The following is a 26,316-nucleotide window of genomic DNA, read 5'->3' as shown; positions in this document are numbered from 1 at the left end:
GAATCCGTCACGCGGCCGAAATGTCACCGGCATAGAAGCTCCCTAAGTTTGGAACACCGGATTCCGCAACTAGTCGCGGAAAGAGCCCGAATCAAAGGGGTAGTAAATGAGTGGAAATGCCATGCGCCTGCAGGCGATCAGGGATGTCGAGGCCTACGTGCCTCCCGCCGTCAGCTTCACCGACGCCGAAACTCCTGGCCAGATCTTCGGCGAAAACGTGTTCAGCAGCGTCGTCATGCAGAAGCGCCTGCCGAAACTCGTCTACAAGTCGGTGATGGCCACCATCGAACACGGTGCCATGCTCGACCCGCTGGTCGCCGATGCTGTCGCCTCCGCCATGAAGGACTGGGCGATGGAGAAGGGCGCCTCGCACTACGCGCACGTCTTCTACCCGCTGACCGGCCTCACCGCCGAAAAGCACGACAGCTTCCTCGAGCCCGTCGGCGACGGCACCGCGCTGGCCGAGTTCGCCGGCAAGACCCTCGTGCAGGGCGAGCCCGACGCGTCCAGCTTCCCCAACGGCGGGCTGCGGAACACCTTCGAGGCCCGCGGATACACCGGCTGGGACGTCACCAGCCCCGCATATGTGCTCGAGAACCCGAACGGCAACACCCTGTGCATTCCCACCGTCTTCGTCTCGATGACCGGTGAGGCCCTCGACCACAAGACCCCGCTGCTGCGCTCGCAGCAGGCGATGGGCGAGCACGCCGAACGCATCCTGCGCCTGTTCGGCCATGTCAAGCCGGCCAAGGTCGTCTCGTTCTGCGGTCCTGAGCAGGAGTACTTCCTGGTGGACCGGCACTTCTTCCTCGCCCGCCCCGACCTGCTGAACTCCGGCCGCACCCTGTTCGGCGCCAAGCCGCCCAAGGGCCAGGAGTTCGACGACCACTACTTCGGCGCCATCCCCGAGCGTGTTCTCGGCTTCATGATGGACACCGAGCGGGAGCTCTTCAAGCTCGGCATCCCCGCCAAGACCCGCCACAACGAGGTCGCCCCCGGCCAGTTCGAGATCGCGCCGATGTTCGAGCGCGGCAACATCGCGGCCGACCACCAGCAGCTGTTGATGACCACCTTCAAGACCGTCGCCAAGAAGCACGGCATGGCCTGCCTCTTCCACGAGAAGCCGTTCCAGGGCGTCAACGGGTCGGGCAAGCACGTCAACTTCTCGCTGGGCAACAACCAGCTCGGCAGCCTGCTGGTGCCCGGTGACAACCCGCACGACAACGCCCAGTTCCTGGTCTTCTGCGCCGCGGTCATCCGCGCCGTGCACAAGTACGCGGGCCTGCTGCGGGTGTCGGTCGCCTCCGCCACCAATGACCACCGCCTCGGCGCCAACGAGGCCCCGCCGGCCATCATCTCGATCTTCCTCGGCGACCAGCTGGCGGATGTCTTCGAGCAGCTGGCCAAGGGTCCCGCGACCTCGTCGAAGGACAAGGGCACCATGATCATCGGTGTCGACACGCTCCCCCAGCTGCCGACCGACCCCGGTGACCGCAACCGCACCAGCCCGTTCGCCTTCACCGGCAACCGGTTCGAGTTCCGTGCCCCAGGCTCGATGCAGACCGTGAGCGGCCCGATGGTCACCATCAACACGATCATGGCCGAGTCGCTGGACTACATCGCCACCGACCTCGAGGCCGCTGTCGCCGCCGGCACCGACTTCGACACGGCAGTGCAATCGCTGCTCACGCAGATCATCACCGATCACGGCGCCGTCGTGTTCAACGGCGACGGCTACTCGGATGCCTGGCCGATCGAGGCCGAAAAGCGCGGGCTCGCGAACCTGCGCACCACGCTCGACGCCCTGCCCGAGCTGATCACCGACTCCGCGATGGACCTGTTCGCGAAGTACAAGGTCTTCAACCACCGCGAGATGCACAGCCGCTACGAGATCGGTCTGGAGCAGTACGCCCTCACCATCAGCGTGGAGGCCCGCCTCACCCTGGAGATGGCGACCACCCAGATCCTGCCGGCCGCGGTGCGGCACCAGACCGAGGTCGCGGTCAACATCGGCGCCCTCAAGGCCGCCGGTGTGGACGCCGACACGGCTCCGCTCCTGGCGGTGAGTGGCCCGATCACCGAGCTCCGCGAGGCCCTGGCCACGCTCAAGGCCGCCCTGGCCGACGAGACCGGTCACGAGGCGCTGGCCGAGGCCGAGCACGCCCGTGACGCCCTGCTGCCCGCGATGGCCGCGGTGCGCACGGCGGCCGACGCCCTGGAAGAGATCGTGGCCGACGACCTGTGGCCGTTGCCGACCTACCAGGAGATGCTCTTCATCCTGTAGCCACCTCAGGCAGTAGCCGCACACCCGCAGTATCCGAACACAGAAAAGCCCCAGCCGGACCAGTGGTCCGGTTGGGGCTTTCTGTTGCGCCTGGAGGTTACGCGGCCAGCGGCATCCGCGCCGGTTCGGCGTGCACCCGCAGGGCGCCATCCTGCACGGTCACGGCCACGACTCCGCCGTCACCGAGCTCAGACGCCACCAGCAGGTCGGCGATTCTGTCGTCGAGCTGGCGCTGGATGACGCGGCGCAGTGGCCGGGCGCCGTACTCGGGCTCGTAGCCGGTCTCGGCGATCCAGTCCACGGCCGCATCGCTCACGGTGAGGGCGTGGCCCTGGGCGGCAAGCCTGGCCTCGGTCTGGTTCAGCAGCAACCGCACGATCTGGCGCAGCTGCGGCTGGTCGAGCTTCCGGAACAGCACGACCTCGTCGATGCGGTTGAGGAACTCGGGCCGCATGGCCTCGCGGAGCTTGGCCATCACCCGGTCCCGCAGCGCCTTCTCCGAGCCGAAGCCGTTGCCGGCGCCGTCCAGGTCGGCGGTGAAGCCGAGGGCGCCGCTGCGGCTCGCCAGAACCTCCGAGCCGATGTTGGAGGTCATGATCACCACGGTGTTGCGGAAGTCCACCGTGCGACCCTGGCCGTCGGTGAGCCGGCCGTCGTCGAGCACCTGCAAGAGCAGGTTGAAGACGTCGGGGTGGGCCTTCTCGATCTCGTCGAGCAGCACCACCGAGTATGGGTTCCGCCGCACGTGTTCGGTCAGCTGACCGGCCTCGTCGTAGCCGACGTAGCCGGGAGGGGCGCCGACCAGACGGCTGACGGTGTGGCGCTCGCCGAATTCACTCATGTCGAAGCGCAGCATGGCCTTCTCGTCGCCGAAGAGCGACTGGGCCAGCGACTTCGCCAACTCGGTCTTGCCCACCCCGGTCGGGCCGAGGAAGAGGAAGCTGCCGACCGGGCGGGAGGCATCGCCCATGCCGGTGCGATTGCGTCGCACGGCCTTGGCGATCACCGTCACGGCGTCGTCCTGCCCGATGACCCGCTGGTGCAGGTCGGTTTCGAGCGTGGCGAGGCGTTCACGGTCACCCGCGGTGAGGCGGCTGGCGGGGATGCCGGTGGACCGGGCGATGATCGCGGCGATCTCGGCCTCGTCCACCACGGCGGACGGTGCCGGCCGGCCGGTGTCGGTCCCCTGCGCGATCTCGGCGTCGGCGATCTTCTCCGCCAGAGCCTCGGACTCGTCCCGCAGCCGGGACGCCTCCTCGTAGGCTTCGGCGGCGACGGCGATGCTCTTCGCGGTCTCGAGCCCGGCCTGCTGCTCGCGCAGCCCCTCGATGTCGACCCTGGAGCCCAACGCCAGGCGGGCGCGGGCGCCGGCCTGGTCGATCAGGTCGATGGCCTTGTCGGGCAGGAACCGGTCGGGGATGTACCGGGCGCTCATTTCCACGGCGGCACGGATCGCGGCATCCGTGTAGCGCACCGAGTGGTGCTCGGCGTAGCGGCCCTGCAGGCCCGCCAGGATCAGCACGGCGTCGTCGATGCTCGGCTCCCCCACCCGAACGGGCTGGAACCGCCGTTCGAGGGCGGGGTCCTTCTCCACCTTGCGGTATTCGTTGAGCGTGGTGGCGCCGACAACGTGCAGCTCACCGCGCGCCAGGCGCGGCTTGAGGATGTTGCCGGCGTCCATTCCGCCCTCGCCGGCGCCGCCGGCGCCGACCACGGTGTGCAGCTCGTCGAGGAAGACGATGATCTCGTCGCTACGCTCGCTGATCTCGTCCATGGTCTTGGTGAGGCGTTCCTCGAAGTCGCCGCGGTAGCGGGTTCCGGCGAGCATGGCGGGCAGGTCGAGCGCGATGACGCGCTTGCCGCGCAGCTGCTCGGGCACGAGGCCGTCGACGATGGCCTGGGCCAGGCCCTCGACCACGGCGGTCTTGCCCACGCCGGCCTCGCCGATCAGCACCGGGTTGTTCTTGGTGCGCCGGGAGAGGATCTCGACGGTCTGCTCGATCTCGTCGCTGCGGCCGATCACCGGGTCGAGCTTGCCGGAGCGGGCGCGTTCGGTGAGGTCGATGCCGTAGGTGTCGAGCATCGGGGTGTCGGAGGCGCCGTCGGCTGCCGTGCTGCCTGAGGCGCCGTCGGCGTCGTCGCCCTCGGCCTGCTGGGCGCCGGCCTGCAGGGATTCGGCGGTGACGCCGGCCGCGGCCAGTACCTGGGCGGCGGGCGCGTCCTGGTTCACCACGAAGGCGAAGAACAGGTGCTCCGGATCGATATAGGTGGAGCCGAAGGCGCGGGCGACCTGGTGGGCGTCCAGCAGGGCACGCTGGGCCGACGGCGTGAGGGCCGGTGCGGAGGTGGCCTGCTGGTCGCTCGACTCCGGCAGGCGCTGGTCAGCGGCCGTCACGATGGCGGCGGGGTCGCCACCGGCCCGGCGGATGGCCGTGGCGGCAGGTTCCTGCTCCACCATGACCCGCAGCAGGTGCAGGGCATCAACGTGGGCGTGGCCGTGGTCCACGGCGAACTGCGCCGCCTGCACGAGGAGCTCGTGGGTGCGGCGGCTGAGCAGCCGGGTGATTTCGATCGGGCGGCCGGACTGCGCCGCGCGCTGGCCCTGCAGATAGCGGGCCAGGAATTCGTCGAACGATCCGTTCTCGGAACCGGTCGGGCCGAAGTATGTAGGCAAGGAAACCTCCTGGGAATCTGAACGTGGAGGGATCTCAAAAGTTGAGTGCCCTCGACTCAAGTCAACGTTTGGCCTCGTTTTTCATTCCCGCCGGTTCCTGAGACTCTCCTGATCACTATCGCGAACCGTGAGTTGAGCCCCGAAAACCCGGGAGTTTCGGGGCTCAACTCACGGCTCGCGGAACTGGAGGTTACGCGGTGAGGGCGGCGCATTCGGGGGCTGCGCGGAAGGCCTGGCCGAGGGTGCTGGAGGTGTCTGTCATGGCCGTGCCGATGGTTTGCACTGCGGCCGCGACATCCGAGAGCACGGTGCCGGTATCGCCGACCACCGTGGCCAGGGCGTCCACGAGGGCGGCCCCCGTTGTGCCCTCAACCTGGCTGGCGCTGGCCTCGAGGGTCTTGAGCGACGAGTCGATGTTGCCGATCGCGTCCTGTACTGACTTCAGTTCCGGATCGTCGCCCAGATTGTCCGGCGGCGACTTGACGGTGTCGACCAGAGCGCTCGCCGACGCCGAGATCGTGGTCATCTGGTCGGACACCGCGGTGCCCACCGAATCCCCGCCGGTGGCCGCCGCGGTCGCCAGGCCCTGCACGTCGGTCTTCAGGGTTGACGTGTCGCTGCAGACCTCACCGGCCCAGGTGATCTGGGCGGCGGTCGGCGGCGACGCGGTCTGCCCGCTCGTCGGGGTCGCACTGGCCGACGACGTGGGCGACGAGGGACTGCTCGTCGATTCGCTGCCGTCGGTGGCCGTGCACCCGGCGAGGAACACCACCATCACGGCGAGAACAATGGGCTTCTTCACTGGTGGTGCTCCTCACTGGATTGTGCGGGGTCTGCGGCTCCGCCTACTGCGTGTCGCCTTCCGAGCCCAGCTGAATCGCCAGGTCGAAGGCCTCCGCGATCTTTCGCGCCGACGATAGGAGCCGCGGCGTGCCCACGATCGGCGCCACGGCGACGAGCACGTCCTCGACATCCTCGACGGTCAGCCCCACATCCGCGGCCGGACCGACGTGCAGGAGGTATGAACCGACGGGCGCATCCACCGCGACGAGGGCGGCGATCCTGGTGATCATCAGGGTGCGCGGGTCCAAATCTGTGCGAGCCAGCGAGACCGCGTTGATCTCTGCCGCCGCATCCAGCACCGGTGTTGTTCCTGTGGCCATGAGTATCACTCCAATTCCAGGGCTGCGCCCCGCTCTTTTCGCTCTGTACCTGTGTTCGGTCTGTCGTCTTCCCAGGCGCACCAGGTCGGCACGCCGGTCTCACGCCGCAGACGGTAGCAATCAATCCGGCTGCGGCCGATGGCCCGCCCGCTGAATCCTCCGAAACGGATGACGCGCGCCGTGCTGCCCTCACCCGCTCTGCAGGGCTATCGTCATGCCATGACCCAGCCACCCACAGCACTCGCGGGATTCGTGGAATCGACGTTCAACCACGACGGGTACTCGCACCAGGTCTTCACGGCCGGCAGCGGCCCGGCCGTCGTGCTCATCCACGAGATCCCCGGACTGCATCCCGGTGTGATCGACCTGGCCCGACGCCTCGTGCAGCGCGGCTTCAGGGTGTACCTGCCGAGCCTGTTCGGCACCGCCGGGGCGGAGGCGACGCCGGGTGCGATGGTGCGCGCCATCGGCCGGGTCTGTGTCTCTCGTGAATTCCGGGGCCTCACCCGGCAACCGCCCGGCGCCACGGGCTGGCTGCGGGCACTCGCCCGGCAGGCCTGGGCGGATGGCGGTGGCGCCGCTGCCGACGGGCCTGGAGTGGGGGTGATCGGCATGTGCCTCACCGGGGGGTTCGCCCTGGCGACCGCGCTGGAGCCCACTGTGCTGGCCGCCGTCATGAGCCAGCCGGCGTTGCCGCTCCCCCTGGGGGCCGGGCGTGCCTCGCTCGGCCTCGAGCCGCGCGAAATCGGCAGCCTTCGGGAACGCACCGCTGCCGACGACCTGCGCATCCTGGGCCTGCGCTTCACGAACGACCGCGGCTGCCCGCCCGAGCGGTTCTCGACCCTGCGACAGCAGTTTCGGGACGGCTTCGAGAGCATCGAGATCGATTCCTCGCCGGGCAACGCCGCCGGCATCCCGGGCGTCGGCGCACTGCGTGCTCACGGTCAGCCTCGTCGACGAGCCCGGCCATCCCACCAGGCAGGCGCTCGACCGCACGCTGGAGTTCCTCGCCGAACGCCTGCTCGCGCGCCCACGGCCGGGGTCAGCCGCGTTCGATCTCCCTGGCGAGTGACTCCAGTTCGGCACCGCCGGCCATCAGCCGGGTGAGTTCGTCGATGCTGATGCCGGTCTTGTCGAACTCGCCCAGGCTGGCACCGCGGTTGAGCACCAGGAACCTGTCGCCGACGGGGTAGGCGTGGTGCGGGTTGTGGGTCACGAACACGACACCGAGGCCGTGATCGCGGGCCTGCGCCACGTAGCGCAGCACCACCCCTGCCTGCTTGACGCCGAGGGCGGAGGTGGGCTCGTCGAGGATGACGACCCTCGCCCCGAAGTAGATGGCCCGCGCGATCGCGACCGACTGCCGCTCGCCGCCGGACAGGGTGCCGATCGGCTGGTCCACATCGCGCAGGTCGATGCCCATCCGGCCCAGCTGCGCGAGGGTGATCGCCCGCATCTCCTTCACACGCAGCCGCGAGAACGGGCCGACGCCCGAGCTGAGCTCGGCGCCCAGGAAGAAGTTGCGCCACACCGGCATCAGCGGCACGATCGCCAGGTCCTGGTAGACCGTGGCGATGCCGGCGTCGAGGGCATCGCGTGGGCCGGTGAAACGCACGACGGCTCCGTCGAGCACCAGCTCACCGGAGGAATGCGGGTGCACTCCGGCGAGGATCTTCAACAGGGTGGACTTGCCCGCACCATTGTCGCCGAGCACACAGAGCACCTCGCCGGCGCCGACCGAGGTGGAGATGTCGCTGAGCGCGATGACCGAGCCGTAGACCCGGCCGACGCCGCGCACCTCGAGGATGGGCACTGTGGTGGCGGCGCTCATTCGCGCACCCCCGCCTGGCGGCGCACCGAGAGGTTCACGAGCACGGCGAGCAGCAGCATCCCGCCCAGGAAGGCCTTGAGCCAGTTGTTGTCCCATTGGGCGAACACGATCCCCTGCAGGATCATGCCGTAGATCAGCGCGCCGAGGGCCGCCCCGATCGCGGAGCCGTAGCCGCCGGTGAGCAGGCAGCCGCCGACCACGGCGCAGATGATATAGATGAACTCTTGGCCGATGCCCGTTGTGGCCTGCACCGTGGCGACGTCGAAGAGCGAGAGCATGCCCACCAGCCAGCCGGCCGCCGCCGTTCCCATGAACAGGCCGATGCGGGTGCGCTTGACCGGCACACCGGTCTGCAGGGCGCTCTGCAGCTGCCCGCCGATCGCGAAGATCCAGTTGCCGTACCGGGTGCGCAGCAGGATCCAGCTGGCCACGGCCGTGATGCCCAGCCACCAGAAGACCGAGACCTTGAGGTCGATGCCGGCGACCGGGATCGTGGAGCCGAAGATCACCTTGCCGGCGTCGAAGCCGGGCACAAGAGTCATGCCCTGGATGGCGACCTGGCCGGTGATCAGCTTGGTGCCGGCGAGGTTGAGGCCCTGCAGGATGAAGAAGGTGCCGAGCGTGACGATGAAGCTGGGGATGCCGGTCTTCACGACCATGAAGCCGTTGAAGGCGCCGACGGCAAGGGCGATGAGCAGGGCCAGCAGCATGGCGAACCACAGGTTCATGCCCCACTGAGTGGTGAATGCGCCCACGAGCAGCCCGGTCGTTCCGGTCATGGCACCAGCCGACAGGTCGAATTCGCCGCCGATCATGAGCATCGCCACGGCGACGGCCATGATGCCGAACAACGACGCCGAGTAGAGCCAGGTGGCCGCGCCGGCCGGCGAGAGGAAGGCGCTGGTGGCCACGGAGAAGTAGCCGAAGATGGCCAGGGCGGCGACGAGGGCGCCGATCTCGGGGCGGCGCAGCAGCCGCACGACGGGATGCGTGCGGGCGAGCCGTTCGTCCGCCGGCGCGGCCGAGTTGGTCAGCACGGTCATCGGGTGCCGTTGCCGGCGTAGGCGGCGACCTGCTTGGCGTTGTCCTTGGTCACGAAGCCCGGACCGGAGTACACAGGCTGGTTGCCGCCGACCACGTTGCCGTTGGTGTAGAACAGCTCGAAGAAGTCCACCGGCAGGTAGCCCTGCAGGTAGGGCTGCTGGTCGACGGCGAAGAGGATGCTGCCGTCCTCGATGAGGCTCGTCACATCGGCCGACACGTCGAAGGTACCGACCTGGGCATCGCTGCCGGCCTCGGCCACGGCTTGCGCGGCGGCGACTCCCACAGCAGAGTTGAGGGTGAGCACGCCGTCGATGCTCGGGTCGGCCAGCAGGGCGCTCTTGATGGTGTTCTGGGCATCCGCGACGTTGGCGATGTCGACCTGCAGGTTGGTCATGGTGCCGTCGAGGGTGTCCGCGGCTCCGCGGCAGCGGTCTTCGAGCCCGGCGTTGCCGGCTTCGTGGATCACGCAGATGACCTTCTTCGCCGATGCCTCGGTGAGTTTGGTGCCGGCACCCTGCCCGGCGAGGTACTCACTCTGCCCGACGTGGGTCATGGCGCCGACGGACGCGGACTCCTCGGCCCCTGAATTGATGGTGATCACCGGGATGTCGGCGTCGACGGCATCGGCGAGAGCGCCGCGAAGGCCGTCGGGATTGGCCATCGACACGATGATGCCGTCGACCTTGGCGGCGATCGCGGTTTCGATAAGCTGGCTCTGCTTCTGCACATCCGGGTCGCCCTGGTAGGTGATCGTGGCGCCGTAGATGGCGCCGGCGGACTCCGCGCCGGTCTTCACGACGTCCCAGAAGGCGTCGCCAGGCACGGCGTGCACGACCAGCGCGTAGGTGCGACCTGAGTCGCCTGCAGGCGCCGCACCGGAACCGCCGACGGCGACGGGCTGGCCAGTGCAGGCGGTGAGGGCGAGCAGGGCGAGGGTGGCGGCCGCGGCGGAGACGGTGCGGCGGGCAGGGATTCTCGACACGGGTGGCATCGTCCTTCGGTTTCGGGCGCGATTCAGCTTCGCCTATTCAGGCGCAGTCCACTTTAGGCGTCAGAACGGTCAACCCCGCAGTCGAGCCGTCGGGCCTGGCCGGTTATCGGGCCTGGCGGGCCGTCTCCTCCAGCCGGTCGCGGTATCCGGCCCACCAGTCCGGGGCGCCAGGGGGAAGGTTGGAGGTCTCTGCTCGCAACCCGGCCGCGCCGTCGATCAGTTCGCGCACGATGTCGGCATGGCCGGCATGCCGTTGGGTTTCGGCGATCAGGTGCACCAAGACCAGGTGCAACGGCACCACGTCGTGGCCCTCAGACCACCAGGCCACCCGGCCGAGGCCGTCCAGGGGAACCACATCGATCGTGGCCTCTGAGTGCTCCCCGACCCGCCGGTACAGGTCGACGATTCCCGCGCGCGTCTCGTCCAGGGTGGCCCACATGTCGGCGTTGTCTTCGGAGTCGTCGTCCATCCACGGCATCGGCTCGGGGAACGGCCGGCCGAAGGTCGCGCCGAGGTAGCCGGCCTCGACACCGGCCATGTGCTTCACCAGGCCCAACAGATTGGTTCCCGTGGGCACCAGCGGCCGGCGGATGTCGTACTCGCTGAGTCCCTCGAGCTTCCAGATCAAGGCCTCCCTGCCCACCTGCAGGTAGCGGCGGAGGGGTGCTTTCATGTCGGTGTCGGTCATGCCGACCAGCCTCCCAGATCGCGGTGCGAGCGCACAACGATCCGCGTGACCGGGATAGGCGCGGCCGGGACCGGTGGCATCGGTGAGAATAGACAGATGAGTGCGGCCGGCGACTTCGTGGACGCCACCCTGCAGCGGGAGAGCTCCTGGGAACGCGCCGACGCCGACCGGGCCAGGCTGGGCGGCGGCCTCGACTTCTACGGCGCATCCGTTGGCGCGGTGCGCGGCACGGTGCGGGATGCCGGCCGGCGCTACCCGGCCCTGGACCACGACGACATCACGGCGCTGAGTAGCGAGCTGTGGGCGGTACCGGTGTTCGAGCGCCGACTGGCTGCGATTGTGCTGCTGCAGTCCCACGTGCGGATGCTGCGGGCCTCCGATCTCACCCGCATCGAGGGGTTCCTGCGGGCCGCCCAGCTGCCCGCCCTCATCGACCCGCTCACGGCGGATGTGGTGCGGCCGCTGACCGACGCCCTCACCGGTGCGGCGCGTGGCCGCGCGCGCATCGTGCTCGAGCGGTGGGCGCACGATCCCAGCCCCGGCCTGCGCCGGGCCGCCGGGCTGCTGGGAATCACCGGCGGCGCCGGCGGCACCGATGGTGCGGCCTAGCCTCAGGGCGTGACGACGACCTTGCCCCTGATGCTGCCGTCGGTGAGACGGCGCATGGCCGTCGCGGCCTCGGCGAGCGGATACACCCGGTCGATGACGGGTGCGATCGCACCGCTCTGAAGCAACCCGGCGAGTGTGTGCAGGTCCTCCTGGCGCACGACCGCCGCCAACCCGGTGAGCTTCTGGGTGACGAACGGCGACACCAGCAGTGCCCGCAGGGAACGTTCGAAACCGCCGGTCACCCTGCCGCCGCCGTCTCCGCCCACGATAACCAGGGTGCCGCGCGCCGCGAGCAGTTTGCGGAGCGACAACACCGACCGGTTGCCGCCGGTGTCGAGCACCAGGTCGTAGCGTTCGCCCGAGCGGGTGATGTCGCCGCGGGTGTAGTCCAGGGCCACATCAGCCCCTAGCGAGAGCACGTAGTCGAGCTTGGCCGGGCTGGCGACACCCGTCACCTGTGCGCCGAAGGCCTTGGCCAGCTGCACGGCGTAGCCGCCGACGGCGCCGGAGGCACCGATGATGAGCACCCGCTCCCCCGGGCCGGCCGACCTGAGCGGCTTGAGGCCCTGCAGGGCCGTGACGGCCGAGGTAGGCACCGCGGCGGCCTGCTCGAAGCTGAGTGCGGCCGGTTTGGGTTCGACTTTGTCCGCCCGCGCGATCGCGTACTCGGCAAGCGCTCCCTCGCAGACGCCGAACACCTCATCGCCCGGCGCGAAGCGGGTGACGTTGGCGCCCACGGCCTCGACGCGACCCGCGACATCCATGCCCCGCACCCGGGTCTTGGGCGCGCGGAAGCCGATCGCGGTGCGCACGAGGTAGGGCAGGCCGGCCATCACATGCCAGTCGCCGACATGCAGGCTTGCGGCGCGCACCTGCAGGAGCACGTCGTCGTCGCCGACGGCGGGCCGCTCGATCTCGGCGGGGTGCAGTACGTCGGCGGAGCCGTAGCTGTCCTGGACGATTGCTCTCATGAGGTGCCTCCGGGTGCGCTCTGCTGTGGAGCCGGCACGGTGGCGCCGGCGGGGTACTGGAACACGTCGTCGAGTGGTCGATTGAACACCCGGGCGATCTGGAATGCCACCTCGAGGGAGGGCGAATACCGGCCCTGCTCGATGGCGATGATGGTCTGGCGGGTCACGCCCACCCTGTCGGCCAGGGCCGCCTGGGTCATCTCGCCGTGGGCGAAGCGCAGGCCGCGGATGTTGTTGGTGATGTTCGTGGCCTTCACCATGACTGGAATCCCCGGCGGTAGGCAATGATCTTGGCCACTGAGCCCAGGATGGCGGAGAGCACGAAACCCAGGTAGATCACGTTGGCAATCCAGAAGGCAGCCACGCCGGTGATCGCGAAGACCAGCGCCAGCACGGCGCCGAGGATCACGAACGACTGGCCGATGTGCTCGCCGAGCCGGTTGATCTCCTTGTCGCGCTGGTCTTTTCGGCCGGCGTTCCTGGGTGAGAAGATGCCCACCAGGATGTTCAGCACGATGGCGGCGAGGATCGCACCCCCGATGGTCCAGAGCATCGCCGGCACGTAGGACACGTCGACCAGAGCCACCCCCTGCGCTTCGCCCAGCACCAGAACCAGATACAGGCCGTACGCGAGGATCGTGACCGCAGTCATGATCCAGGCCCGTTGTTCTTCGCGTGCCATCTGCCGCTCCCTGCCTCGACGCCGGGTTGGCCCGGCGTGTAAAAGATTGTTGACACGTCGAATGTATGCCTAGCCAGACATCGTGTCAAGTATCTTTTACATACCGTCAGGGCGCGTCGGGTCGGGAGATCTGCTGCAGGACCCAGGAGTTTCCGTCCGGGTCACTGAAGTAGGCGTGCCGGATGCCGCCGCCGAGATCGCTCACGGCCGAAACCTCGACACCGTTCCCGAGGAGGGTCGCGCGCACGGCCTCCAGGTCGTCGACCACCAGGTGCAGGTTCTGCACCGGAGCGGCGTCCGGTGCGCTGATTCCCACGCCGATCACGATCGAGCACCCCGATCCGGGCGGAGTGAGCTGCACGACGCGCATGCCGTTTCCCGGCTCCACGTCGTGGTCCAGGGTGAAGCCCACCCGGTCGGCGTAGAAGGCCTTGCTCCGCTCGACGTCTGCCGACGGCAGCGGCACCAGTTCCAGTCTCATGCGCACGTGTCTACTCCTTGGGTTGTTCGGCTCTGCGGTGAGTGGTGCTGTGTTGATATGCGCTGTGTTGATAGGCGTTGTGGTCGGTCTCAGCTGTGCGCGAGCAGCCAGTCCAGCGCCGCGGGGCTCTCGGTGAGGATCGAGATGTGGCCGTCCTCCGGGTACTCCCACAGCTCAGCGTTCGGGATCGCGCGGGCGAGCCAGGCCCCGTGCGACGGCGGCACCACTCGGTCCCTGCCGCCCTGCACGATGAGCACGGGCAGCTCGATATCCGCCACGTCGAAGCCCCACGGCACCACGAAGGCCATGTCGTCGTCGATCAGGCCGTCCGGCCCGGCTGCGGACGCCTCCCCCACATCGGCGCCGAGAGCCGCCCAATCTCCCTCGAGAGCCGCGTAGTCGCGTTCCACGAAGGTCGCCGGGTCGAACTCCACCGTCGCCTCGTAGTGCTCCCTGGCCGGCCGGCCGTTGAGGGCCGCGCGCAGCGACGCTCCTCCTGAGGCCATGCCGGCGAAGAAGTCGAGGCCGTCGGCGTCGATCGGGGCTATCGCCGCGAGGCAGGCCGCGGCCAGTACCTGACCGGGCAGCAGGGCCGCGCAGGCCAGGGCGTGCGGGCCCCCGCCGGAGGCGCCCATCACGGCGAACGGGCCGAGGTCGAGGGCGTCGGCGATCGCCGCCACATCCGCGGCCGCCGACCCGACGGTGCGGCCGGGCAGCGGGGTCGAACCGCCGTAGCTGGGCCGGCCGTATGAGAGCATCCGGATGCCGCGCTGAGCCGCCGCGGCGAGCAACGGTTCGAGCAGGGCGCCGGTCTGCGGAGATCCGTGCTGCCAGAGCACCGTGAGCCGGACCGGGCCGGGATCCCCGTACCCTCCGGCCCCGGCGTAGTCGACACCGTAGTCGTCGGCACTGTAGGCGGCGGTGCCCCCGGGGTCCCCGGCAGCGTGGCCTGGGGCGCTGTCATGCACCCGGAGCACGCGGCCGTCCGGCAACCAGAGATCCCGCACTGACACCATCGAGCCAGCGTAAGCCGGATTCAGGGCAGTGGCCAGAGCGGCGCGCGGGTCAGACCACGATGCGTTCCTGCTCCGATTCGGCCGGGGCCGACGGCACTGCCGGGGCCGGTTCCGGGGAGAACAGCGGCGTGATGTAGGAGTAGCCCGTCGCGGTGTTCTTGGTCATCGACAGCACCAGGTCCATGTGCGGTTCGAGCGCGGTGACCTTGTCGAGCGGCGATCCCACGATGAGCTGGAAACCCAGTCCCTTCCACGCGGCAACGGCCCGGCCGGCGAACTCGGAGTCGGACTTCACGAAGCCCTCGTCGAGGAACACCGGGGCGAACCTGGGCCGGGTGCGGCTCTCGTCGCCGAGCTGGAAGCGGAGGGCGGCGCCGACGACGAACGCCACGAGCTCCTGGGACTCGCCACCGCTCTTGCCGCCGAGGGAGGAATAGGTGCTGACCTCGACGCCGTCGGGGGTGGTGCGCACGGCCGTGATCTCCACATGCCGGCGCACGTCGAGGAGCAGGTCGCGGTCCGCGTCTCCCCTGGAGCCGGCGACGAGTTCGTCGGGCCGGCGGATCAGGTTCATGAACGCCTGCAGCCGGGTGAACCGGTTCTCGGTCTGCTCGTCGGTGAATTCCTCGGTCGTCCCGGAGGAGAGCAGTTTGAGCTCCTTGCGGAAGGCCGTGGCGTCGTCGCGGTGCAGACGGCGCAGCGAGATTTGCAGCCTGTCGCGGCCGGCGCCGAACGGCAACGTGCGGAGGATGTCGTTGATCGGCCGCAACCGGTCTTCGATCTCCTCGATCGAGGTGGTGAAGGCGCCGACGAGGGGAACGAGGTCCTGGCCGCTCCACGCGGAGAGGCGCCGCTTCCACTCCTGCCGGCGCTCGTAGAGGCCCAGCGTGTAGACGGCGTCGAGGATGTCGCTGTAGCTGGAGTACGACTCCATCCCCACGCCGATGTTGGGGTCTGGCCAGCGGCTCTGGAAGGTTTCGAAGATGCCGATCAGGGTGTCCCTGGCGCTGCGGGCCGTCTCGCGGTCCTGCGCCGACTGCTCGGTGAGCCGCTCGCGGAGGCGTCTCACGCCACTCAAGAAGGTGGCCAGGTCAGCGCTGTCGCCGACGGCGGCGAACTGGGCGTCGAGGTGCGCGGAGTGCTCGTCGGTGAGAGTGACGGTGTCGTCGGCCTGGATGCCCTCGAGCCTGTCGTTCACGACGTCCTGGCGGTCCACGATCGCGGCGTGCTCGTCGCCGAGCACGGCGGCTTCCCGCTCGGTCTCGTGCTTGTGCTTCTGGGCGGCCTCGAGCTCGAGCGTGAGGCGCGCCTCCTCGTCTTTGAGACCGCGCAGCACATCACTGCCGGCGAGCAGCCGCTCCCGTTCGGCCTCCTTCGCGCCGATCCTCGCCTGGGCCCCGGCCACGTCGATTGCGGCCCAAACGGTGTCGATCACGTGCTGGTGGGCGTCTTTGGTGCGGCGCAGGGCGATGATGCGTGCGGCCATGGCGGAGGCCTGCTGCGCCAGGTCGTCTGCCCGGGCCTTGAGGGCGGTCAGTTCGTCGGCGATCTCGGCCAGGCGCACGCCGCTGGAGAACCCGATGATCGAGCGCTGGTCCTTGTTCCAGCCGTGGGCGCCGCGCTTGCCGTTGCGGATCTGTCCGCTCTGGGTGACGCGCGACCCGCCGCCGGCGAGGTCGGCTGGGCCGTCGACGCAGAGCGCGTCGATGGAGGACGCCTGCACGCGATCCTGCACCCACCGGCTGAACTCGGACTCCTTGAAGACGAGCTTGCCGGAGACGTAGCGGGGGTCGGGCTGCACCTGCTGGTGCGGGTGCAGCGGCACGCCTTCGAAGTGGATGCGTACGGGGATGTGCAGTGGGTCGATGGCCGCACTGAGGGCGGCAAGTCGCGTCTCGTCCACCAGCAGAACCCGCACGAGCGAGCCGAGGGTGACCTCGGCGGCCTGGCGCCAGGCGTCCTCGCCCGGGGCGATGTCGATGAGCTCGGCCACGAACGGCAGCTCTTCCGCGGGGATCCCCGCGGCCTCGGCGATCATCAGCCGGGCGTTGTGCAGGTGCTGGGGAACCAGGCTGGCGCGGCCATTCAGGAAGCCGTGCTCCTGCTTGAGCGTGCGGATCTGCTCCTCGAGCGGGTACGCGGTGCGCTGCAGGGCCACGCGGGCGAGGTCTAGTTCCTGCTCGGTGGCGGTGAAGTCGGCCAGGAAGCCCTCGGCGGCGGTCTGCGCGGCGGCGAAGGCATCCGTCGTGTCGATCGGGGTGTCGAGCAGCACGATGCGCTCGTCGAACCTGGCGCGTTCAGCGGCCACGTCGTCGCGCTTCGCGGTGAGCACGTCGAGGTCGTTCTGCAGGCCGGCGAGCACATCGCCGCCGTTGTCGCGCTGCTGGTGTTGCAGGTCGGCGATCCGGCCCTTCAGCTCGGTCTCGGCATCCCTGGCGACGGTGTGCTGCGCCTGGTTGTCACGCCGGCGGGCGCGGTTGGTGTCGGCGGCGGACTCGAGCAGGCCGTGCTCGGTGAGCAGCTGCCAGAGCACGAAGGGGGTGTCGCCGTCGCGGTGCACGCCGAAGCGGTCGATCAGGTCGGCCTTCTCTGTCGCGTTCTCGTAGTCGCGGTGCAGCTCGGGCAGGCGTTCGAGAACCTTGGCCTTCTGCGCCTCGGTGACCATGGCGCCGTAGGAGCGTTCGAGGTCTTCGAAGTGGTCGACGGCCTTGTCGGCGGCCGCGTAGGTGGCGGGCTCTTCGAGCACCATCGACTTGTAGAGGCCGTCGACGGTCTTCACCTGCTGGCCGGCCTGGATGCGGGCCAGCAGGCGCAGGGCCTTGCCGCCCTCGCCGTTGGCGCCGATGCCGAGCCGGGTGTACAGCGTCTGCGAGAACGCAGCGTAGGTGTCGAAGACGTCCAGGTCGCTGAACCGGTTCTTCAATGCGCGCTTGTCGAACCGGGCCTCGGTGACATCGGCGAGTTCTCGCAGGTCCAACCGGCCGTCGCGGGTGGCCATCTTCATGGTGACGTCGGCGAACTTGGTCGCGCCGCGCGGCACGAAGTAGGCGCGCAGAACCGTGAAGCGGCGCTTGTTGTCGTCGATGAAGGTCATCGCCACGGCGCCCCAGGTGGCCGAGTCGGCGCCACGGAGCACCTGGTCGTGCATCGCGCCGGTGTCGGCCTCACGGGTGGAGTCGGTCTTGCCGCGGAGGTACGTCATCAGGTTGCGCTGGTCGACGCTGCGGGCCCGGCCGGAGCCGGCGTCGTTGGACGCGCCGTTGAACGGGGTGTCGGAGGGCATCATCAGCGCCAGGTAGGCGTCGAGCAGGCTCGACTTGCCGGTGCCGGATGCGCCGGAGACGAGCGTGGCCGTCGCGGCGAAGTCCACCTCGTGGTGGCCCTGGAAGCCGCCCCAGTTGACCATCTGGAAGGTCTCGGCGCGCCACTGAGTGGTGCCCTCGGTGGCGCCGTCCATGTGGAAGAGCGGGGAATCGGTCATGAGGCTGCCTCCAGGGCGGGGTCGGCAGGGTCGGATGCGTCGGGCTCGGTGCCGGCAGGTGCGGCGGCATCCGGAGCGGCATCGAGCGTGTCGGAGTCGGCGGCGACGGGCTCGGGCAGGTCCTGGCCGTTCTGCTCCACCAGCCATTCCCACAACTCGGCGAGCCGTTCGATGGGCAGCAGCACCTCGATCACGGCCGAGACCCTGAACCGGTCCGGGTCGCTGGTTTTCAGCAGCACCCGGGCCTTCGCGAGGCTGTCTACCGCTGCCGTGGCGCGGCGGGCGTCGCCGAACCTGTCGGTGGCGTGCTCCGGGCGGAAATGGGCCACGTTCTCGACCAGGTTGTCCCGGTCCACGATGACGATGTCCACGCCGTTGGCCCGTTCGCTGCGGAACCGCTGGCGCAGCAGCACCAGCAGGATGGTCTCTTCGCGGGTGTAGGACACGTCGTGCAGCAGGGTGGGGAATCTGTCGCCGCCCTCGCCGACGGCCTGGCGCTTGAACGCGACCTCATAGTGCAGGTCGACGTGCAGGTCGAGGAACAGATCGTTGAGCCGGGACTTGAGCACGGTCTGCGAGGCGAGCAGGGTGCGCCATTCGGCCGGCTGCAGGGCGGCGGAGATGTAGCGGTGCTTGAGCAGCAGCACCAGCGTGCGGCGCTGCTCCACGGTGAGGCCGCCCTCGTCGCCCTCGAAGAGCGAGAAGCTGCTCTGCGCGCCGTCCTCGGCGGCGCTCGCGTCCGCGCCGGCGTCCTCGAAGGCAGCGTCACCGTCGTCGGGCAGGGCGGTCAGGTCGGTCACGTCGTCAGTCATGATCAGGTCCATAGTTGAGGGCGGCCAGGGCCGCGGTGTCGTCGTCGGTCAGAGTGATGCGCGGCACAGTAAAGGAGCGGCGGGAGCCGTCGGGGCGCACGGTCTCGAAACTCTCCGTGGCCGCCGGCGCTGCCGGTTCGGCGCCATCGGCGGCATCCGTGCGGGTGACGGCGTCCACCTGAGTGGCCAGCTGCAGCAGCCCGAGGATCTCGACCGGCCGGCGCAGGGCCGGTTCGAGGCCGTTGAAGGCGTCGCCGACGGAGGCAGCGCCTCCGGTGGTGACGGCCGTCACGATGGCGTCGCGCAGCTCTTCGAGCAGCGGTCCGCCCTGGGTGCGCATCGCGTCGAGGCTCGGCGGTTCGGGGGCGAATGCCGAGACGTCCTCGAGGGGCGGCGGCGCCTTGTGGGCTGCCGGGTCGTAGAAGCGTTCGCGCAGGTGTTCCAGCTCGAGGGTGCCGGGCATCAGCTCGGCGGTCACCGTGGAGCGCGGGCCGGCGGTCTCCATCCACACGGCGAGTTCCTTGTTGATCTCGCGCAGCAGCCGTTCGAGTTCGCGGTCCTTGACCACGTCGTGGTTCACGATGTGCTCGCGCAGGGTGGTGGTCAGGCCGTTGCGCTGGGTGAGCACGTCGTCGACGCCCTTGCGGATCAGGCTGACGGTGCCCATGAAGCTGCGGCGGTCCTCGGCGCTGAGTTCGAGGGCGAACGGATGCAGCAGGATCGATTCGAGGTCGTTCTTGAGTTCGGAGAGCAACTCGTCGTTCCGCAGCAGCACGATGGCGCCCTCGAACGCCCGGCCCTCCGCGGTCGACGACATCAGGGCATCCGTCTTGGAGAGGTACTCGTCGAGCACCTCACTGATCGGGCGCTCCTCGGCGCGGAAGTCGTTCACGATCTGCCGGTGCATGCCGGCGACGGACTCCTCGACGCGCTTGAAGTCGCTGGGCAGCTGGGTGATCAGGTCGATCAGGTTGGCGTACCCCTCGTGCATCTGGTGGTTGGACGCCGCCTGGATCTCGCCGCCGCCGGCGAGCCTGTCACGCTCGGCGGCCAGGGCATCGATCTCCAGGTCGAGCCGGCGGATGCGTTCGTCCCGGTCGGGGTTCGCCTGGGTGGCCCGATGCCGCACGGTGTCCACGATCGTGGTGAGGCGGGACTCGCTGATCAGGGCGCGGTCGCGGGAGAGGCCGTCGACGAGCAGCAGGGCCTCGAGGGCGTGCGAGGTGAGCGAGTACTGTTCCTCGTCGTCCTCCCCGGTTTCGCGGTAGAGCCACTGGTCGTTCATCCACTGCACGCAGAGCGCGCGGCCGTTCTTGCCCGGCACGTCGCTGCCGATGGAGCGGAGGTCGGCGAGGTAGGCGTCCACCTGGGTGTGCAGCCGGTCGGCCTGCACGCTGCGGCGGTCGCGGCTGAACGAGGACTTGAACACCGCGAGCACGAACGGCGCCCACTTGCGGTCGAGCAGCCGCAGGGTGGGTCGGTCGAAGGCGTCGCGCACCCGCGCCAATTCACCCGCAATGTCACTCACCACGCACACGTTCCCTTCGCGACCTCGATCGGGCCTCCTCAACCGTAGTCGCAGGAACGGGGCCCGGCTGGCGCTAGTACTCGCTGGGACCGTTCCCGGCGGCCTCGTCGGCCTTGAGCTGGAGCAGGGCCAGGTCCACCAGCACGAACATCTCGGTGCGTTCGGCCCGGCTGCGCTGATATTCGGGGTCGAGCGGGTCGAGCGACAGCCGCATCAGACGGGTGTGCATGGCGTCCTGCAGCTCCTCGCTGGCCGCCGTCTGGGCGTCGCGCACGAGGCGGGTCACATGCTCCTCGTCGTCGGCCACGGCAATCAGGGCCACGGCGAGGCGCTTGTGCACGCGCTTGCGCAGCTTGAGCTGGCGGATGTCCATCAGCTGATCCTGGGACAGGTCGAGTCGCCAGGTCGCCGACGTGAGCTCCTTGCGCTGGCGGGCCACCCGCACCGCGGACTCCAGGTTCTCGTGCGCGAGGGCCAGCAGTTCCCTGCCGGTCGTCTCGGCGAACCGCGCTAGGTCGTAGTCGGCGTGTTCGGCCAGCCCGGCCACGATGATGTCGTTCTTCACCGCCATGCGCACCGACGACAGCGCGATGAGCAGCCCCTCATCCACGATGCGCGAGATCGGCGCACGGCCGTGCCTCGTCGCATCCGTCACAGGATTATTTTAGGGCCCGCGAGCCGTGACTTAAGCCCCGAAACCCGGAGGTTGTGGGGGCCCTCCTCACGGCTCGCGGGTGGCAGCCGTGCCGGCGGCCCAGGTGAGGTAGCCGCCGTCGAGGTTCACGGCGTCGCGGCCCAGCTGGGCGAGCAGGCGCACGGCGGTGTGGCCGCGCTGGCCCACCTTGCAGTGCACGATCAGACGGCCGTGCGGCAGCTCGGCCTGGCGGGCGCGGATGTCGTCGAGCGGGATGTTGACCGAGCCGGGGATCGCGGCTTCGCCGTGCTCCCCCGCCGTGCGCACATCCACCAGGGTGGCGCCGGCCGCGCGGGCCGCCTCGAGCTCGTGCCACTGCACCGACGGGGTCAGGCCCTCGGCGGCATTGAGCGCCACGTAGCCGAGCATGTTCACCGGGTCCTTGGCCGAGGAGAACTGCGGCGCGTAGGCCAGTTCGAGGTCGGCGAGTTCGGACGCGGTGATACCGCCGGCGATGGCCGTGGCGATCACGTCGATGCGTTTGTCGACCCCGCCCGCGCCCACACCCTGTGCGCCGAGGATGGCGTCGGTGTCGGCGTCGACGACGAGTTTGAGCGCCATCGACTCCGCTCCCGGGTAGTAGCCGGTGTGCGAGGCAGGGTGGGTGTGGATGACCCGGATGCTGCGGCCTCTGGCCACGAGCAGCTTCTCGTTCCAGCCGGTGGTCGCGATGGTGAGTCCCATCATTCCCACCACGGCGGTGCCGAGGGCCGGACGCACCCGGATGGTCTTGCCGCTGATGACGTCGGCCACGAGACGGCCGTGCCGGTTGGCCAGGCCGGCCAGGGCCACCAGGCGCTGTTCGCCCGAGATGGCGTCGGTCTTCTCCACGGCGTCACCGATGGCGTAGATGTCGGGGTCGGTGGTGCGCAGCTGGTCGTCCACCAGGATGCCGCCGCGTGTGCCGATCGTGAGGCCGGCGGCCTTCGCCAGGGCGGTGTCCGGCCGCACGCCGATGGCGGCGAGCACGAAGTCCGCTGCCACGACGCTGCCGTCGCTGAGGGTGGCGGTGTTCGCGCCGATTTCGGTGACCTGGGTGCCCAGGCGCACGCTCACGCCCGCGGCCCGCAGGCGCTCCGTGACCGGGCCGGCCATCTCGGGGTCCAGAGGCGGCAGCACCTGCTGGCCCAGTTCCACAACGGTCACGTCGAGGCCAAGGTTTACGAGGTTCTCCACCATTTCGAGGCCGATGAAGCCCGCTCCGATGACGAGGGCGCTCTGTGGGGCCACCGCCAGCGCGGCCATGGCGGCGTCCACGTCGTCGATGTCGCGCAGGGTGAGCATCCGCTCGCCGCCGGGTAGCGGCGGGCGCACTGGTGAGGCGCCGGGTGAGAGCACCAGCGAGTCGTAGAGCTCGGTGTACTCGTGTCCGGTGCCGAGTTCGCGCACCCGCACGGTCTTCGCGGAGCTGTCGATACCGATCACTTCGGTGCGCACGCGCACGTCGAGGGCGAAGCGGGCGCCGAGCGAGGCCGGCGTCTGCACCAGCAGGCTGGAACGCTCCTCGATGATCCCGCCGAGGTAGTAGGGCAGGCCGCAGTTGGCGAACGAGACATGTCCGCCGCGCTCGAAGACGATGATCTGGGCGTTCTCGTCGAGGCGACGAAGGCGGGTGGCCGCGGACATACCGCCCGCGACGCCGCCGATGATGATGTAGCGGTTCTCGGTCATGAGTCCAGTTTGCTATACCCCAGGGGGTATCTGCAAATCGGGCTCGAAAGACCTCCGGCGGCCGCACCTGATTGGTGCGACCGCCGGACGGATTCGCTTCGACGTGGCGCCGAAAGCCTGGAGCTACAGAGTGGACCGACGCCTTCTGCGAAGCACCAGCACGGCCCCGCCCGCGATCAGCAGGAGGAGCGCCAGGAGTGCGGGGGCCGCCGGGCTCACACCCGTGCTCGCCAGACTGCCGGGGGTGCCGGCCGCCCCGGTCGCCGCGGCGGAGACGAGGACGTCGTCCCAGCCGATCAGCGTGCCGTCCTCGGCCACGACGACGATCCGGTGCGCACCCGGCGGCGTGTCGGCCGGGATGACCACCCGCACGGTTCCGTCCGCGCTGACCGTGGTGGAGGCGAGCAGCGTCGGCGTGGAGTGCAGCCAGACGTTGACAGGCTCACCCGCGTGGGCGCTGCCGACGGTGACGGTGATGGTTCCGCCCGGAGAGGCGCCGGCCGGAGTCGACACCGGTCCGCGCGCGGCGTCGGTCAGCGACTCGCTCGGCACCGGGGCAGGCGGGGTGGATCCCGGGACCGGGATGGGCGCGGTTGTCGGCTCCGCGCTCGGTTCGGTCGGCTCAGCCGTCGGTTCCGTGGTCGGCTCGGCGCTCGGTTCCGTGGTCGGCTCGGCGCTCGGTTCCGGACTCGGCTCCGTCGTCGGCTCCGGGCTGGGCGCCGTGGTCGGCGCCGGGGTCGGCTCCGTCGTCGGTTCCGGGCTCGGCTCGGCGGTCGGCTCTGTCGTCGGCTCCGTTGTCGGAACCGGGGTCGGCTCGGCCGTCGGCTCCGTTGTCGGAACCGGGGTCGGCTCGGCCGTCGGCTCCGTTGTCGGAACCGGGGTCGGCTCGGCCGTCGGCTCCGTTGTCGGAACCGGGGTCGGCTCGGCCGTCGGCTCCGTTGTCGGAACCGGGGTCGGCTCGGCCGTCGGCTCCGTTGTCGGAACCGGGGTCGGCTCGGTGGTGGGAACCGGAGTCGGGGTGCAGTCGAGGCTGCCCGCCCGGATCGCGAAGCCGCCCGTGTTGGAATCGTCGGCCCAGAACGCACTGGTGCTGCCCGTGGTGCAGCTGCCCTGCGGGGCGATGGCGAAGCCCTCGTTGTTGATGTTCGGCATCGAGGCGGGGCGCTCGTAGACGGTCGCGACGGTGAAGCGACCGTCGGTGACGCCGGACTGCGCAACCTCGAGAACCGCGGAGCGACCCGCGCAGGTGTCGTCGCAGACGGCCCAGAACCGGCCGGTCGCGGCCTCGAACTCGAGGTCCATCACCCCGCTGAATCCGCTGGCGATGGTGGCGATCCTGGTGTACCCGCCGGACTCCTGGTCGAGCGCGTAGGCGTAGATGGTGCCGTTGGCCTCGAGGCCCACGAAGAACAGGCCGGCGCCGTGGCCGGCATAGTCGGCCGGGTCGTAGGCGGCGTTCGTGCTCTCGTCGAGCATCCCCTCGGCCACCAGGAACGTGTCCGGCACCCAGGCGATCGCCTCGAGGCCGGCGTTGGCGCCCACGACGGGCAGGTCGGCGGTGAGGTCCCAGTCCATGGTCGCGGTGAGCTCGCTGCCTGTTGCGGATGCGTCGTAACGCAGCACAGCGGGCCGGCTCACCCCGCTCACATTGTTGTTGCGCTCGCTGGCGATGAACACGCCGCCTGCGGAGCCGGCCGCGGTCAGCGTGACACCTTCGGCATCAACATCGCCGGTGCCGTCGGTGTAGTGCAGCAGCTTGCCGGCGCCCCAGCCGTCGGTGGTGTCCGGCGCCCAGTCGGTGCCGTCGGAGACAAGCTTGTAGAGCGTGCCGGGGCCGTTCTTGGCGGCCCAGAGCACGTCGCCCACGGTGCCGGTGCCGGTGGCGTCGTCTTCATAGGCGAGCCCGCTCATGTTGCCGCCGAGCACTCCGGCAGGGTCGACGGTGCGCACCTGGGCCGAGCCGGGCCAGGCCGCCGTGACCAGGTCGCCGGCGCAGCTGTTCACGGCGCCCTTGCTGCTGGCCGTCGTCACGGCGAAATCGCCGGTGCCGTCCGGGCAGCGTCCGTAGCTGGTCGCGGCGTGCGCGGTCCAGGAGTAGCTGTCCAGCAGGGTGCTGCCGTCGGCGGCGAAGAGGCGGGCGGTGTCTGCGCCGCCGAGCCCGAATCCGCCGTCGACGTCCACGTCGATCGCGAGGTATCCCCCGGCCGCGATGCTCGTACCGTTGGGGAGAACAACGGCGTGGGTGTCGTCGTTGTCCTTGACGACGAAGCCGGAGATATCCGCGCCGGTGCTGCCGTTGTTGACCAGCTCGACCCAGTCGCCGGGCGTGCCGCCGCTCGACTCGATCTCGTTGAGGCGCACGGGTGACCCGCAGTCGTTCGCGGCGCCCTTGGTCGAGGACGTCATCTGCACGAGCTCGGTGGTGCCGGGGCAGGTGCCCCAGGTCGTGGCCGCGTGGCTGGTCCAGCTCACCGAACTGACCAGGGTGACGCCGTCAGCGGCGAACAGGCGCGCGGAATCGGCCGACCCCAGGCCGAAGCCGAGCATGCTCTCTTCCACGACGAAGTACCCGCCGGCGGCGATCACCGAGCCGGTCGGCAGGACAGCGGTGTGGGTGTCGTCGTTGTCGCGCACGATCCAGCCGGCGAGGTCGACGTCGGTCGACCCCGGGTTGAACAGCTCCACCCAGTCGCCGGGCGTTCCGCCGCTGGACTCGGTCTCGCTGATGCGCACATCCGCTGTGACGGGCACGACGCAGTCATTGGCCGTGCCCTTGGTGGCGGTGGCCGTGTCGGCGAAGTCACCGGTGCCGTCGGGGCAGCGACCGTAGGTGGATGCTGCGTGCGCCGTCCAGGCGTAGGAGTCGATCAGGGTGACCCCGTCGGTGTCGAACAGGCGGGCGCTGTCGGCGCCGCCGAGGCCGTAATCCATGGTGGGCGCTTCGACCACGAGGTAACCGCCGGCAGCGATGGTCGACCCCTCGGGCACGACGGCCGCGTGGGTGTCGTCATTGTCCTTGAGTACCAGGCCGGAGGCGTCCACCGCAGCGGTGCCCACGTTGACGAGCTCGATCCAGTCGCCGGGGGTGCCGCCGTTGGACTCCACCTCGTTGATGCGCACGTTGTCGGCGGCGGACACGTCGCAGGCGTTCGCGGCGCCGCGGGTGGATGCCGTCGTCTCGCGGAACTCGCCCGTGCCGTCCGGGCAGCGCCCCCACGTGGTGCTCGCGTGTGCGGTCCAGGCGTAGGAGTCGACCAGGGTGCTGCCGTCGGCCAGGAACAGCCGGGCGGTATCGGCCTTGCCGAGGCCGAAGTTGGTGGCGCCGTCGCCGTCCACGTCGACGGCCAGGAATCCACCGGGCGCGATGACGGTGTCGGCCGGCAGCCCGAAGGTGCGCTCGTCTTTGTCGTCCTTCAGTACCCAGCCCGAGACATCCGCTGCACTGCTGCCGATGTTGGTCAGTTCGACCCAGTCGCCGGGCGTACCGCCATCGGATTCGACCTCGTTGATGCGAACCGAGGGAGCCGGGGCGGCCATTGCCGGGCTCTGGGTGGCGGCGAGTGGAACCGCCAGGGCGAGAGTGAGGATGGCGGCCAGGCTTGGCCGACGCCAGTGAGTGCGCACAGAAAGGCCCTTTCGAGGCTGTGGGTGACGAGCCTCGGATGGGCCCGGTCCACTGTGGCGATGCCGGGAGAA

21 protein-coding genes are annotated in these 26,316 nt (G+C 69.6%); 3 read left to right on the top strand and 18 right to left on the bottom strand.

The window, feature by feature from the left end:
- The first annotated feature begins 106 nt into the window (after positions 1–106).
- The gene (locus BJQ94_RS07395) at positions 107–2,284 is read left to right on the top strand and encodes a glutamine synthetase III (RefSeq protein WP_265398462.1); all 2,178 of its coding nucleotides are present in this window, start codon (positions 107–109) and stop codon (positions 2,282–2,284) included.
- Positions 2,285–2,381: 97 nt separating this feature from the next.
- On the opposite strand, the gene BJQ94_RS07390 is transcribed toward BJQ94_RS07395, so the two are convergent.
- The 3 genes from BJQ94_RS07390 to BJQ94_RS07380 form a co-directional block, all read right to left on the bottom strand.
- Positions 2,382–4,958, bottom strand: coding sequence for an ATP-dependent Clp protease ATP-binding subunit (locus BJQ94_RS07390; protein WP_265398463.1), 2,577 nt, complete (start codon positions 4,956–4,958; stop codon positions 2,382–2,384).
- 190 nt (positions 4,959–5,148) lie between these two features.
- Positions 5,149–5,760, bottom strand: coding sequence for a lipoprotein (locus BJQ94_RS07385; protein ID WP_265398464.1), 612 nt, complete (start codon positions 5,758–5,760; stop codon positions 5,149–5,151).
- A gap of 43 nt (positions 5,761–5,803) precedes the next feature.
- Positions 5,804–6,121: a carboxymuconolactone decarboxylase family protein gene (locus BJQ94_RS07380; protein ID WP_265398465.1), complete on the bottom strand. Its 318-nt coding sequence runs from the start codon at positions 6,119–6,121 to the stop codon at positions 5,804–5,806.
- Between the two features lie 219 nt (positions 6,122–6,340).
- Between BJQ94_RS07380 and BJQ94_RS07375 the strand changes: the two genes are divergently transcribed.
- Complete coding sequence (locus BJQ94_RS07375; protein ID WP_265398466.1) at positions 6,341–7,228, top strand: dienelactone hydrolase family protein; 888 nt, start codon at positions 6,341–6,343, stop codon at positions 7,226–7,228.
- Here the strand turns inward: BJQ94_RS07375 and BJQ94_RS07370 are convergent.
- From BJQ94_RS07370 to BJQ94_RS07355, 4 genes are all read right to left on the bottom strand, one after another.
- Complete coding sequence (locus BJQ94_RS07370) at positions 7,164–7,952, bottom strand: ATP-binding cassette domain-containing protein (RefSeq protein WP_265398467.1); 789 nt, start codon at positions 7,950–7,952, stop codon at positions 7,164–7,166. The two genes, BJQ94_RS07375 and BJQ94_RS07370, sit on opposite strands and share 65 nt — an antisense overlap.
- Positions 7,949–8,995: an ABC transporter permease gene (locus tag BJQ94_RS07365; protein ID WP_265398468.1), complete on the bottom strand. Its 1,047-nt coding sequence runs from the start codon at positions 8,993–8,995 to the stop codon at positions 7,949–7,951. Before BJQ94_RS07365 ends, BJQ94_RS07370 begins: the two co-directional genes overlap by 4 nt.
- Entirely contained in the window at positions 8,992–9,978 is a 987-nt protein-coding gene (locus BJQ94_RS07360; protein WP_265398469.1) for a substrate-binding domain-containing protein, read from the bottom strand. The genes BJQ94_RS07365 and BJQ94_RS07360 overlap by 4 nt, the downstream gene beginning before the upstream one ends.
- Positions 9,979–10,090: 112 nt before the next feature.
- Positions 10,091–10,675: a DinB family protein gene (locus BJQ94_RS07355; protein WP_265398470.1), complete on the bottom strand. Its 585-nt coding sequence runs from the start codon at positions 10,673–10,675 to the stop codon at positions 10,091–10,093.
- A gap of 96 nt (positions 10,676–10,771) precedes the next feature.
- On the opposite strand from BJQ94_RS07355, the gene BJQ94_RS07350 reads away from it, so the two are divergent.
- Positions 10,772–11,284, top strand: a complete 513-nt coding sequence (locus tag BJQ94_RS07350) for a DNA alkylation repair protein (RefSeq protein WP_265398471.1) — start codon at positions 10,772–10,774, stop codon at positions 11,282–11,284.
- A gap of 2 nt (positions 11,285–11,286) precedes the next feature.
- Here the strand turns inward: BJQ94_RS07350 and BJQ94_RS07345 are convergent, their stop codons facing one another.
- From BJQ94_RS07345 to BJQ94_RS07295, 11 genes are all read right to left on the bottom strand, one after another.
- Complete coding sequence (locus BJQ94_RS07345; protein ID WP_265398472.1) at positions 11,287–12,255, bottom strand: NAD(P)-dependent alcohol dehydrogenase; 969 nt, start codon at positions 12,253–12,255, stop codon at positions 11,287–11,289.
- The gene (locus BJQ94_RS07340) at positions 12,252–12,515 is read right to left on the bottom strand and encodes a helix-turn-helix transcriptional regulator (RefSeq protein WP_265398473.1); all 264 of its coding nucleotides are present in this window, start codon (positions 12,513–12,515) and stop codon (positions 12,252–12,254) included. The genes BJQ94_RS07345 and BJQ94_RS07340 overlap by 4 nt, the downstream gene beginning before the upstream one ends.
- Entirely contained in the window at positions 12,509–12,937 is a 429-nt protein-coding gene (locus BJQ94_RS07335) for a hypothetical protein (protein WP_265398474.1), read from the bottom strand. Before BJQ94_RS07335 ends, BJQ94_RS07340 begins: the two co-directional genes overlap by 7 nt.
- Before the next feature lie 106 nt (positions 12,938–13,043).
- Positions 13,044–13,418: a VOC family protein gene (locus tag BJQ94_RS07330; protein WP_345893488.1), complete on the bottom strand. Its 375-nt coding sequence runs from the start codon at positions 13,416–13,418 to the stop codon at positions 13,044–13,046.
- Positions 13,419–13,507: 89 nt separating this feature from the next.
- Positions 13,508–14,434: an alpha/beta hydrolase gene (locus BJQ94_RS07325; protein WP_265398476.1), complete on the bottom strand. Its 927-nt coding sequence runs from the start codon at positions 14,432–14,434 to the stop codon at positions 13,508–13,510.
- A 49-nt stretch (positions 14,435–14,483) separates the two neighbouring features.
- Positions 14,484–17,915: an SbcC/MukB-like Walker B domain-containing protein gene (locus tag BJQ94_RS07320; protein ID WP_265398477.1), complete on the bottom strand. Its 3,432-nt coding sequence runs from the start codon at positions 17,913–17,915 to the stop codon at positions 14,484–14,486.
- Positions 17,912–18,727 (bottom strand): DUF4194 domain-containing protein, encoded by an 816-nt coding sequence (locus BJQ94_RS07315; RefSeq protein ID WP_265398478.1) that lies wholly within the window; start codon positions 18,725–18,727, stop codon positions 17,912–17,914. Before BJQ94_RS07315 ends, BJQ94_RS07320 begins: the two co-directional genes overlap by 4 nt.
- Positions 18,720–20,255, bottom strand: a complete 1,536-nt coding sequence (locus BJQ94_RS07310; RefSeq protein ID WP_265398479.1) for a DUF3375 domain-containing protein — start codon at positions 20,253–20,255, stop codon at positions 18,720–18,722. Before BJQ94_RS07310 ends, BJQ94_RS07315 begins: the two co-directional genes overlap by 8 nt.
- A gap of 73 nt (positions 20,256–20,328) precedes the next feature.
- Complete coding sequence (locus tag BJQ94_RS07305) at positions 20,329–20,910, bottom strand: hypothetical protein (RefSeq protein WP_265398480.1); 582 nt, start codon at positions 20,908–20,910, stop codon at positions 20,329–20,331.
- A gap of 66 nt (positions 20,911–20,976) precedes the next feature.
- A complete protein-coding gene (locus BJQ94_RS07300) occupies positions 20,977–22,620 on the bottom strand; it encodes an FAD-dependent oxidoreductase (protein WP_265398481.1) in 1,644 nt (547 codons plus the stop codon).
- 123 nt (positions 22,621–22,743) lie between these two features.
- On the bottom strand, positions 22,744–26,244 hold the full coding sequence (locus BJQ94_RS07295; RefSeq protein ID WP_275875576.1) for a lamin tail domain-containing protein: 3,501 nt from the start codon (positions 26,242–26,244) through the stop codon (positions 22,744–22,746).
- Positions 26,245–26,316: the final 72 nt, after the last annotated feature.

Origin of the sequence: Cryobacterium sp. SO2 (genome assembly GCF_026151165.2) — a bacterium.
In the GTDB taxonomy this organism is placed as follows: Bacteria; Actinomycetota; Actinomycetes; order Actinomycetales; family Microbacteriaceae; genus Cryobacterium.
This window is presented reverse-complemented; position numbering and strand designations above follow the sequence as displayed.